The organism is Streptomyces sp. NPDC056296 (genome assembly GCF_042268605.1).
Lineage (GTDB): Bacteria > Actinomycetota > Actinomycetes > Streptomycetales > Streptomycetaceae > Streptomyces.
Genome location: NZ_JBHJRX010000048.1, coordinates 21,244 through 34,015, shown reverse-complemented (window position 1 = coordinate 34,015; position 12,772 = coordinate 21,244). Strand labels below are relative to the sequence as shown.

At 73.6% G+C, this 12,772-nt stretch carries 1 protein-coding gene and 2 pseudogenes (1 of these 3 cut by a window edge); all 3 read left to right on the top strand.

The annotated features are described in order from the left end of the window. A protein-coding gene (locus tag ACFCZF_RS30115) for an SDR family NAD(P)-dependent oxidoreductase (protein ID WP_376674305.1) crosses the window boundary here: on the top strand, positions 1–6,515 show its final stretch. The gene continues 7,675 nt to the left of window position 1, outside the view; 6,515 of the gene's 14,190 nt are visible here — the last part of the coding sequence; the start codon falls outside the window, past its left edge; the stop codon is at positions 6,513–6,515. Then, positions 6,512–11,287: pseudogene (locus ACFCZF_RS30110) on the top strand (amino acid adenylation domain-containing protein); the annotation flags it as partial. The gene ACFCZF_RS30115 and the pseudogene ACFCZF_RS30110, both read left to right, overlap by 4 nt. After that, positions 11,270–12,772 (top strand): annotated as a pseudogene (locus tag ACFCZF_RS30105) (amino acid adenylation domain-containing protein); the annotation flags it as partial. The pseudogenes ACFCZF_RS30110 and ACFCZF_RS30105, both read left to right, overlap by 18 nt.

The window sequence follows — 12,772 nt, the reverse complement described above, 5'->3', positions numbered from 1 at the left end:
ACGGCAGCCGCCCCGGCGACAACTCCGCCAAGCTGGACATCACCCTCCTCGACGCCGAGGGACGGGCGTGCGCGGAGCTGACCGGTCTGCTCGCGCGGGTGCTCCCCGCCGACGCGAACCCGAAGACCGCCGGGGCGACCGCGCGCCCGGCCGCCGAGACCTCCGGTACGCCCCTCGCCGAGCGCGCGCTGCCGTACCTGCGCGACCAGCTCGCCGCGGCGCTCGAAGTCGCCCCCGAACGCCTCGACGTGGACACGCCGTTGGAGTTCTTCGGCATGGACTCGATGATGGCGATGGAGCTGACGCACCACCTGGAGTCCACCTTCGGCGAGCTGTCGAAGACCCTGTTCTTCGAGGTTCGTACGGTCCGGGCACTCAGCGAGCACTTCGCGGACGCGTACCCGCAGCTCCTGCGCGCCGCCCTCGGCACGGCGGCCCCGGAGCCCGCCCCGCGGACACCGGCCCCGGCCCCGGTCCCTGTGGAGATCGCCGTCGCGCCGCAGGACGCGGACCGCGTTACCGACATCGCGATCGTCGGTGTCAGCGGCCGCTACCCGCTGGCGGAGAACCTCGACGAGTTCTGGCGGAACCTGCGCTCCGGCCGCGACTGCGTCACCGAGGTCCCCGCGGACCGCTGGGACCCGCGCGACCATGAGGGCACGTCCCGGTGGGGCGGCTTCCTCGACGGCGTCGACCGCTTCGACCCGCTGTTCTTCCGCATCTCGCCGCGCGAGGCGGAGTTCCTCGACCCCCAGGAACGGCTGTTCCTGGAGTGCGTCCATCACACCCTGGAGGACGCCGGATACACCGGCGAGACCCTGTCCCGGCAGTCCACCGGGTCCGACGGCACGGGCCTGGTCCCCACCGGCAAGGTCGGTGTGTTCGTCGGCGTCATGTACGAGGAGTACCAGCTGTACGGCGCCCAGGCGCAGGCGCGCGGCCACCGCGTGGCGCTCTCGGGCAGCCCCTCGTCCATCGCCAACCGGGTGTCGTACTTCTACGACTTCCACGGCCCGAGCATGGCGGTGGACACCATGTGCTCCTCCTCGCTGACCGCGATCCACCTCGCCTGCGAGGCGATCAGGAGCGGCCAGTGCGCTGCGGCCGTCGCGGGTGGCGTCAACGTCAGCGTCCACCCGAACAAGTACGTGATGCTGAGCCAGGGCAAGTTCACCTCGAGCGACGGGCGCTGCCGCAGCTTCGGCGAGGGCGGCGACGGCTACGTGCCCGGTGAGGGCGTCGGCGCCGTCCTGCTCAAGCCCTTGGACCGGGCCCTCGCCGACGGCGACCGGATCCACGCGGTCGTCAAGGGCACGGCCCTCAACCACGGCGGCAGGACCCACGGCTTCTCGGTGCCTAACCCGGCGGCCCAGGGCGACGTCATCACCCGCGCGCTCGCCCGCGCCGGCGTCGCGCCGCACGAGCTGAGCTATCTGGAGGCGCACGGCACCGGCACCTCCCTCGGCGACCCCATCGAACTGACCGGCCTCGTCAAGGCGTTCGGGCGGACGACAGGGGAGGCCGAGGCCGCGACCTGCGCGATCGGCTCGGTGAAGTCCAACATCGGGCACTGCGAGAGCGCCGCGGGCATCGCGGGCGTCACCAAGGTGCTGCTCCAGATGCGCCACGGCGAGCTGGTGCCCAGCCTGCACGCGAGCACGCTCAACCCCCATCTGGACTTCGACGGGACGCCGTTCACCGTGCAGCGCGACCTCGCACCGTGGCACGGGCCGCGCGTCGCGGGCGTCTCCAGCTTCGGCGCGGGCGGTGCCAACGCGCACGTGGTCCTGGCCGCGTACGAGCCGGTGCCCGAGCCCGCCTCCCGGCCGCGGGTGGTCGCCGTACCCCTGTCGGCCGCGACCGAGGGCCAACTGGTCGAATCCGCACGGCGGCTGCGGGACCGGGCGGACGAGCTCACCGAGGGCGACCTCGCCTCGCTCGCCTGGACGCTGCAGACCGGCCGCGTCGCATTCGAGGAGCGCCTCGCGTTCACCGCGGACTCCCTGGAGTCCCTCCGGCGCACCCTGGACGCGTTCCTGGCCGACCCCGCGGCCCCGGGCGGCTGGGTACGCGGCAGCGTCCGGCCCGACGGGCTCACGGCCACGACTGCGGGCGCGGCCACGAGCCCTCAGGCGTGTGCGGCCGGGTGGGCCCGCGGCGAAACCGTCGACTGGGACGGGCTGTACGCGGCGGACGGGCCGGCGCGCCCGCGCCGCCTGAGCCTGCCCGGCTACCCCTTCGCCCGCGAGCGCCACTGGCTCGACGTGAACGCGGACGTGGCGGCGGGCCGCGGGACGGCCACCACGCCGGACCACGTGATCCTGACGCACCCCGTGTGGGAGACGGAGGAGGGCGACGGCACCGCGGCCGAGCCCGTGGCCGAGCGGCACGTCATCCTCGTCGGCCGGTTCGCGGCGGGCGAGGAGTCCGCGCTGGACACGGCCCTGACGGCCACTCTGCCGGGCGCGGTGCACCACGAGACCGTGGACCTGGCGGCCGACGCCTCCCCGGACACCGCGTACCTGACGGCGGTACGGCATGTGTTCGCGCGGGCACGCGCCCTGCTGACGGACGGCGTCCGCGGCGGCGCGCTGCTCCAGGTCGTGCTCGTCGGCGACCGCGACCAGGACGCGGACCAAGGCGTGCTCGGCGGCCTGAGCGGCCTGCTGCGCACCGTGACGCTGGAGAACCCGAAGCTGCGCACCCAGCTCGTGGACTGCCTCGACGGCGCCGCACCGGCCCTCGTCGCCGAGCGGCTGCGCGCGGAGACGGCCCCCGGGACGGCGCCCGAGGTCCGCCACCACGCGGGCCGCCGCGAGGTCAGGCGGCTCACGGAACTCGCCCCGGTGCCGGACGCGGGCACCACCCCGTGGCGCGCGGGCGGCGTGTACCTCATCACCGGAGGAGCCGGCGCCCTCGGCCTGCTCACCGCCCGGGACATCGCCTCGGCCGCCGCGGGCGCCACCGTCGTACTGACCGGCCGCTCGGCGCTCGACGACAGCCGGCGGCAGGCGCTGGACGACCTGCGCGCCGAGGGCCTGACCGTGGAGCACCGGCGGACCGACATCACCGACCGCGCCGACGTCGCCCGCCTGGTCGCGCACATCACGCGGACGCACGGGCCGCTGACCGGCGTCGTGCACGCCGCGGGCGTGCTGCGCGACAACCTCCTCGTGAACAAGACGCCCGGGGAATTCGAGCACGTCCTCGCGCCGAAGGTCGCGGGCCTCGTCCACCTCGACGAACTGACCCGGGACCAGCCCCTTGAGCTGTTCCTGTGCTACTCGTCGACGACCGGCGCCCTCGGTAACGCGGGCCAGGCCGACTACGCGGCGGGCAACGCGTTCATGGACGCCTACGCCGCCCACCGGAGCCGCCTCGCGGCGACCGGGGCGCGCCACGGCCTGACGCTGTCCGTGAACTGGCCCCTGTGGGCCGACGGCGGCATGGGCACGGACGCCGCCGTCGCGGAACGGCTGCGGCGGATGGACCTCGTCCCGCTGGACACCGAAAGCGGCCTGCGCGCCCTGCGCACCGGCGTGGCCGCGCGCCGCACCGGCCTCGCGGACGGTCAGCTCCTCGTCGTCGCCGGGCGGCGCGACGCGGTCCTGCCGCGCCTGACCGCACGTCCCGCGCGGGGACCGCAGGCCGAGCCGCACGCCGACGGCGGGACGCCGGCCGTGGCCGAGCCGAAGGCGGGTGCGGCGGGCGACGACCGGGCCCTGCTCGACCGGACCCGTCGCCACCTGCGCGCGCACCTGGCGGCAGGCCTCAAACTCGGCGCCGACCGGCTGGACGCGGAGGTGCCCCTTGAGCGCTACGGCATGGACTCCGTCGTGGCGATGAGCCTGATCGCCCAGCTGGAGACGGACTTCGGCACCCTGCCCAAGACCCTGTTCTTCGAGGTGCAGACGGTCCGCGAGCTCGCCGAGTACTTCGTCGCCCAGCACGGCGACGCACTGCGCGCACTGTTCGGCGAGCCGGCCGTGGAGGCACCCGCGCCGGTATCCGCGCCCGCGCCGGTATCCGTGCCCGCGCCGGTATCCGTGCCCGCGCCGGTATCCGTGCCCGCGCCGGAACCGGTGACCACCCCTGCCCCCGTGGCCGCCGAGCCCGCGAATGGCGTGGGCGACCGGCCCCGGCCCGCCACCGTCCCGCCGCTCGCCCCCGGCCCGCACGACGAGGGCGTGGCCATCATCGGACTCGCCGGACGCTACCCGGGCGCGGCCGACCCCGACGCCCTGTGGAGCCTGCTGCGCTCCGGCGGCGACTGCGTCACCGAGGTCCCCGCCGACCGCTGGGACCACGACGCGGTGTTCGACCCGGACCGCGACGCGCCCGGCAAGAGCTACGGCAAGTGGGGCGGCTTCCTCGACGGCGTCGACCAGTTCGACCCGCTGCACTTCGGGATCTCGCCGCGCGAGGCCGAAACCATGGACCCGCAGCAGCGGTTGTTCCTGGAGACGGTGTGGCAGCTCCTGGAGCGGAGCGGCGTCACCCAGGAGGCCGTCGAGCGCCGCTACGGCCGCCGGGTCGGCGTGTACGTCGGCGCGATGTACCAGATGTACCGGGCCGACACCGCCGACGTGGTGCGCTCCGCCCTGACCTCGACGGCCTCGTACAACCTCATCGCCAACCGCGTCTCGCACTTCTTCGGCCTGGAGGGCCCGAGCCTCGCCGTGGACGGCATGTGCGCGTCCTCGGCGGCCGCCGTCCACCTGGCCTGCGCCGACCTGCTGAGCGGTGACAGCGAGCTGGCGATCGCCGGAGGCGTGAACCTGACCGTCCACCCCGACAAGTACCGGGCCCTCTCCCGGGCGGGTCTGCTCGGCAGCCACCCCGGCAGCCGCAGTTTCCGCGACGGCGACGGCTATCTGCCCGCCGAGGCGGTGGGGGCGGTCCTGCTCAAGCCGCTGGCCGCCGCCCGCCGCGACGGCGACACCGTCCTCGCGGTCATCAAGGGCAGCGCCTCGCTGCACGGCGGCCGCGCGGGCCAGTTCATGGCGCCGAGCCGCAGGACGCAGGTCAACGTGGCCCGCAGAGCCCTGGAGAAGGCGGGCTGCGAGCCGGAGTCGATCGGCTACGTGGAGGCCGCGGCCAACGGGTCCGCGCTCGGTGACGCCGTCGAGGCGGGCGCGCTGCGCGAGGTGTTCGGCGACGTCACCGAGCCGATCGCGCTCGGCTCCGTGAAGTCCAACCTGGGCCACCCCGAGGCCGCGTCCGGCATCGCCCAGCTCACCAAGGTCGTCCTCCAGCTGCGCCACCGGGAGCTGGCACCCCGCACCGCGGCCGGCACGCCCAACCCGGAACTGCGCCTGGACGAGGGCCCGTTGCGGCTGTGCGAGACGCTCACGCCCTGGGTACCGCGCCCCGGTACGCCCCGGCGCGCGCTGCTCAACTCCGTCGGAGCGGGCGGAAGCCACGTCAGTCTCGTCGTCGAGGAAGCACCCGACGACGACCGCGACGAGCGCGCGGAGGCGGCCCGGCCGATGCCGCGGCGGCCGGAGCTGATCCTGCTGTCCGCCGGTGACCCCGAGCGGCTGCGCACCGCGGCCCGCCTGCTGCACGACTTCGTCGAGCGGGCGGACGAAGCGGGCACGCACGACGCGGACGGCCCCGCCTGGCTCGCGGACGTCGCCCACACGCTGCGGACGGGCAGGGAGGCCATGGCCGAGCGCCTGGCGTTCGTCACGGACTCCCGCGCGGACCTGCTGCGCACCCTCGCGGACTTCCTGGCCGACCGGCCCCCGTACCCCACGCTGTACCGGGGCAACGCCGAGGCCGGCGCCGCCACCCTGGGCGACCTGCTCGCGGGCGGCCACGGCGAGGCGTTCGTCCGCGCGCTCGTCACCGACGGCGAACTCGACCGGCTCGCCGAGCTGTGGGTGCGGGGCGGCCGGATCCCCTGGCACGCCCTGCGCACCGGGCGGAAGGGCCGCCTCGTACCGCTGCCGACGACGGCGTTCCGGCGCAAGCGGTACTGGGTGGGGCACACGGGCACGCCCACGGCGGCAACGACACCCGACGCGGCCCCCGCACCCGACGCGGCCCCGCACGCCAGGCAGGCCGACCCCGTCGCCGCGACCGACGGCGGCGGCCACGGCGACGGCGACGACATCCTCCGCTACCTCGCCGACTACTTCACCGAAGCCCTCGGCTTCGCCCCCGGCGAACTCCCGCTGGACAAGGACCTGCACAGCCTGGGCGCCGACTCGGTCCTGTGGGTGCGCCTGCGGCGCGGCGTCGAGGCCGACCTCGGGCTCACGCTCACCACGCGGGAGATCGTCGAACTCGCCACCCTGGAGCGCATCGCGGAACGGCTCGCCGCGAAGCGCGCACCGGCCGACACCGGTCGGCACGACGTACCCGGGGCCGCGCGAGCGCGCGTGACCCCGCAGCCACCCGAAGCACCGGACGTACGCGAAGCACGGGCCAAGGCGCTGGAGGAGTTCCGCCAGGGCCACGTCGGACTCGAAGAACTGAAGTCACTCATGAAGGAAGCACCGGGCGCGTGAACGAGGATCAGATTCTGGCGGGCTTCAAGGCGGGCCTCTACACCGCCGAGGACGTGCTCGCGTTCTACGAACGACTCCAGGACTCCGTGCGGGCGGGCGGCACGGGCCGGCGCGCCCTCTCCGAGGGGCAGAAGGGGCTGTGGCTGCTCCACAAGCTGCGGCCCGCGTCGGACGTGTACAACGTCCCCGTCTGCTTCCGCACGTCGGCGCCGTTCGACGTCGCGGTCTTCGAGGAGGCCTTCCGGCAGGTGACGTCCCGGCACACGCTGCTGCACAGCGTGGTCGTCGAGGATGAGGGCACCCCCTATCTGGTGCGACGCCCCGACCGCGGCGACGCGCTCTTCCGGCACCAGACCGTGCCGCAGGGGCTGCCCGACGACGTTCTGCTCGCCCTCGCGCGCGAGCAGGCCAAGGCGCCCTTCGACCTGCACCACGAGGGACCGGCACGGGCCGTCGTGTGGACGGCGGGCACGGCCGACGCGCCGCAGACCCTCGTGCTGCTCGTCCTGCACCACCTGGTGTTCGACGGCGCCTCGACCCCCGTCCTGCTCCGCGACCTGCTCCACACCTACGACATCCTGCTCAAGGGCGGCACCCCCGAGCCCGCGTCCGCGCGGCACGACGCCTACGACGCGTTCGTGAGCTGGGAGGCGGACTTTCTCGCGGGCCCCGAGGGCGCCCGCCACCGCGCCTACTGGCATGACACCCTGGCGGGCGACCTGCCCGTGCTGCGCCTCGGCATCGAGCGCGCCCCCGCACCCGGCACGCCCGTGGTGGGCGAGACCGTCGCCCTGACGCTGCCCCCGGCCCTCGCCGCCCGGGTGCGCGACCTGTGCGCGGCCCGCGGCATCAAGCCCGCGGTGCTGTTCCTCGCCGTGTACGAACTGCTCCTGCACCGCTACAGCGGCGAGCGCGACCTCGTCGTCGGCGTACCGTCCCTGGGCAGGCCCGACGCCACCTACGACGACGCCGTCGGCTACTTCGTGAACATGCTGCCCGTGCGCCACGGGGTGCGCGCCGACGTGCCGTTCACGGACTTCGTACGCGATCTGACTCTGGTCATGGCCGACGGCCTCGACCACGCGGCGTATCCGTTCCCGCGCATGGTCCAGGATCTGAACCTGCGCACGGACCCCGACACCTCCCCGGTCTTCCAGGTGTCGTACGTCTTCCAGAACCAGCGCATGATGCGCCTGACGGACGGCGATGTGCGCGGCCTCGACCTGGCCCGCTCGCTGCGGTTCGTGGAGGAGATATCTCAGGAGGGGGAGTTCAAGCTCCACCTGGAGGTCGTCGAGCACGCCGCCGACGCCTACACCCTGCACCTGAAGTACGAGGCCGAGCGGTTCGCCGCCGTGGACGCCGAGCGGTTCCTCGGCCACTACGAGACCCTGCTGCGCGCCCTCGTCGGCGCCCCGGAGCAGCGGCTCTCCGAAGCCTCGCACCTGTCGGAGGAGGAGGTCCGCCGGTTCGACGAGTGGAACGCCACCGGCCGGCCCTTCTCCGCGGAGCGGAGCCTGCCCGACCTCCTCGCCGACGCCGTCGCCCGCCACGGCGACCGCACCGCCCTCGTGTACGGCGAGCGGTCCCTGACGTACACCGAACTCGCCGCGCGCACCGACACCCTGGCCGCCGAGCTGCGCCGCCGCGGCGTCACCGCGGACACGGTCGTGGGCATCTCCATGGAGCGCTCCATGGAGATGGTGATCGCCCTGTGGGCGATCATGAAGGCGGGCGGCGCCTACCTCCCCCTGGAGCCGGACTACCCGGCCGAGCGGATCCAGTACATGATCGAGGACTCGGGTGCCGCCCTCGTCCTCACCCAGTCCGCCTCCGACGTCTCCCCGCTGACCGGAGCGCGCACGGTGCTCCGCCTGGACGCCGACGGACGGCCGGTGCCCGGTGGCGGCCGGGACAACCGCGTGCCGGCCGCCCAGGCCGTGCCCGCCCGCGTCGCCCCCACCGACCTCGCGTACGTCATCTACACCTCGGGCTCCACCGGCCGCCCCAAGGGCGTCATGGTCGAGCACCGCGCGGCCGTCAACCGCGTCGAGTGGATGCAGAACGAGTACGCGCTGACCCCCGACGACGTCGTGCTCCAGAAGACGCCGTTCAGCTTCGACGTCTCCGTGTGGGAGTTCGTCTGGCCGCTGATCACGGGCGCGCGCCTGGTCGTCGCCGCGCCGGGCGGCCACAAGGACCCCGCCTACCTGGTGTCGCTCATCCGGGCCGCCGAGGTCACCACCGCGCACTTCGTGCCGCCCATGCTGCGGCTCATGCTCGACCACGAGGGCTGGGCCCGCTGCACCTCGCTGCGCCAGGTCTTCTGCAGCGGCGAGGTTCTGCCGCCGGAGCTGCCCGCGCGGCACTACGCCCAGCACCGCGCGCGCCTGCACAACCTGTACGGCCCGACCGAGGCCGCCATCGACGTCACCCACTGGGCCTGCCCGCCCGACACGACGACGCGCACCGTGCCGATCGGCCGCCCCATCCAGAACATCCAGCTCCACGTCCTGGACGACCTGGGCAGGCGGCAGGCCGTGGGCTGCGCGGGCGAGCTGCACATCGCGGGCGTCGGCGTGGCCCGCGGCTATCTGAACAACCCGGGCCTGACGCGCGAGCGCTTCGTGCCGAACCCGTTCGCCGCGGACCCGGACGCCCGCATGTACCGCACGGGCGACCTCGTCCGGTGGCTGTCGGACGGCACCCTGGAGTACCTCGGCCGCATCGACAACCAGGTCAAGCTGCGCGGCTTCCGCATCGAACTCGACGAGATCGAGGACCGACTCTCCCGCCACCCCGCCGTGCGCGCCTGCGCCGTCCTCGCCCGCGAGGACAACCCCGGCAGCCCGCGGCTCGTGGGCTACGTCGTCCTCGACGAGGACCACATCGAAGACGAGACCCGCACCGGGGACGAGGGGCGCACCAGGGGTGAGGGGCGCACCGGCGGCTTCCACGACGCCCTGGTGCGGCACCTGGGGCAGTCGCTGCCCGAGTACATGGTCCCGGGCGCCCTGGTCCGCCTCGACGCCCTGCCGCTGACCGCGAACGGCAAACTCGACCGGAAGGCGCTCCCGGCCCCCGACGCCGCCGCGTACGCCGTGTCCGGTGACCGCGTCGCCCCGCGCACCCCCACCGAGCGGACCCTGCTGGCGGTCTGCGCGGGCCTGCTCGGCTTCGACGAGGAGCGCATCGGCGTCCACGACAATTTCTTCGCCCTCGGCGGGCACTCCCTGCTCATCCCGAAGCTGACCGCGCGCCTGCACGACGCGGGGCTCGACTGCGAGCTGCACAGCGTGTTCGCCGCCGCCACGCTCGCCGACCTGGCCGCTGCGATCGACGCGGCTCACACGTGCCAGGGCCCCGACGCGCCGGACACCGCCCCGGCGCGGACGGCGTTCACCGTCCCGCCGAACGGTATCCCCGCGGACTGCGACCGGCTCACGCCGGACATGCTGCCCCTGGTCTCCCTGACCGAGGACGAGCTGGCGGCGATCGTCGCGGCTGTTCCCGGCGGCGCCCGCAACGTCCAGGACGTGTACCCGCTGGCGGCCCTCCAGGAAGGCATGCTCTTCCACCACCTCAAGGAGAGCGGCCGCGACCCGTACGTGCTCTCCGGCGTCTTCTCCTTCGAGAGCAGGTCCCACCTCGACGGCTTCGTCCGGGCCCTGCGCGCGGCCGTCGCTCGGCACGACGCGCTGCGCACGGCGATCCTCACCCAGGGCCTGTCGCGGCCCGTCCAGGTCGTGGTGCGCCGCGCCGACCTCGAACTGGAGGAGTTCGAGGTGCCCGCGGACCGCGACGCCGAGGCCGAGATCCGCGAACTCCTCGCCCGGCCGCAGGTGATGCGCCTGGACCGCGCCCCGCTGATCCGGCTGCGCGCCGCCCGGCAGCCCGGCGGGGCCACCTGGTACGCCGCACTCAACCTGCACCACGTCATCGACGACGCTACCTCGCTCGGCCTGCTGTTCCGTGAGGTCGTCGCCCATATGACGGGCCGCGCCGGGGAGCTGGCCCCGCCGGCGCCGTACCGCGACTTCATCGCCCACGTGCAGCACCGCGCGCGCGAGCTCGACCCGGCGGACTACTTCCGGGACCGGCTCGGCGACGTCTCCGAGCCCACCGTGATGTTCGGGCTCCAGGACGTCCACGGCGACGGCCGCCGCGTCCTCGACCTGCGCCGCCCACTGGACGCCCGCCTCGGCGAGCGGATCCGGGCCTGCGCGAAGGACCTGCGGGTCAGCCCGGCCACCCTGTTCCACGCGGGCTGGTCCCTGGTCGTGGCGGCGTGCGCGGGCCGCGACGACGTGGTCTTCGGCACCGTCATGTCCGGCCGCCTCCAGGGCCCGCGCGGCATCGAGCGCATGCTCGGCAACTTCATCAACACCCTCCCCGTGCGCGTCGACCTGGCCGGGACGAGCGTGCGCGACCTGGTGAGCACCACCGACCGCACCCTGCGCGACCTCGTGCGCCACGAGCAGACCCCGCTGGCCGTCGCCCACGGCCACAGCGCCGTACCGCCGGAGACGCCGCTGTTCAACGCGATCCTGAACTACCGGCACCTGGAGTCCGACGACCGCATCGACGACACCGAGCTGGAACGCGCGGGGGTCAAGTCCCTCGCGGGCGTCATCGAGCGCAGCAACTATCCCATCGCCCTGTCCGTCGACGACCTCGGGGACTCCTACTCGCTCGATGCGCAGATCGACCAGGCCCAGGACGCCGAGTTGGTCATCCGCTACCTGGAAACCGCCATGGAACGCCTCGTCGACGCCCTCACCACCGAGGGCGCGGAGCGGCGCCCAGCCCTGGACTTGCCGGTCCTGAGTGACGCCGTGCGTCGCCAGGTGCTTACTGGGTGGAACGAGGTGCCCGAGGCCGAGCCCGCGGAGCGCTGCCTGCATACGTGGTTCGAGGAGACCGCCGCCGCGCGGCCGGACGCGGTGGCGGTGGAGTTCGAGGACTGCTGTCTGTCGTACGGGGAGCTGAACGCGCGGGCGAACCGTCTGGCCCGGCATCTGCGTGGCTTGGGGGTGGGCCCGGATGTCCTGGTCGCGTTGTGTCTGCCGCGCAGCGAGCACCTCGTGGTGGCCGTTCTCGCGGTGCTCAAGGCGGGCGGCGCCTACGTGCCTGTGGACCCGGCTTCCCCGGCGGACCGGCTCGCGCACATCCTGACGGACAGCGCACCTCGCGTCCTGATCAAGGACGGTGCGCTGCCCGACGGCCTCGCCGTCCCGTCGGTCCCCGTCCTGGACGTAGGCACCGACTCCGACCAGTGGGCCGCCCGCGCCGCCGACGACCTGTCGCTGCCGGACCTGACGCCGTCCGCCATGGCGTATGTGATCTATACGTCGGGTTCGACGGGTGTGCCGAAGGGTGTGGTGGTCGAGCACCGTAATGTGGTGCGGCTGTTCGCGTCGACGGAGGACTGGTTCCGTTTCGGTGAGCGTGACGTGTGGACTCTGTTCCATTCCTTTGCGTTCGATTTCTCGGTGTGGGAGATCTGGGGGGCGTTGCTGCACGGTGGCCGGCTGGTGGTCGTGCCGCAGGCGGTGACGCGTAGTCCGGAGGATTTCTACGGGCTGCTGTGTGAGGCGGGTGTGACGGTGCTCAATCAGACGCCCAGTGCCTTCCGGCAGCTGATTGCCGCGCAGGGGGAGGATCCGGAGCCGCACGCGGTGCGGGTCGTGGTCTTCGGCGGTGAGGCGCTGGAGGTCGCCTCGCTCAGGCCCTGGCTGCGCCGCCCGGTGAACAAGGGCACCCAGCTGGTCAACATGTACGGCATCACCGAGACCACCGTGCACGTGACGTATCACCCGCTCACCGACGCCGATCTTGACCGGTCCGTGAGCCCCATCGGCCGCCGCATCCCGGATCTGCGCACCTACGTCCTGGACCCGCACGGCCGCCCCGCGCCCATCGGCGTCGTGGGGGAGCTGTATGTCGGTGGTGAGGGTGTGGCCCGCGGCTATTTGAACCGGCCGGAGCTGACGGCCGAGCGGTTCCTGGACGATCCGTTCCGTGAGGAGCCGGGCGGGCGTATGTACCGCTCCGGTGACCTGGCCCGCTGGCTGCCCGACGGTTCCCTGGAGTACCTGGGCCGCAATGACGACCAGGTGAAGATCCGCGGCTTCCGTATCGAGCTGGGTGAGATCGAGGCCCGTCTCACCGAGCACCCCGCCGTCCAGGACGCGCGCGTCCTGGTGCGCGGCTACGACGACCAGGATGACCAGCGCCTCGTCGCCTACGTCGTACCG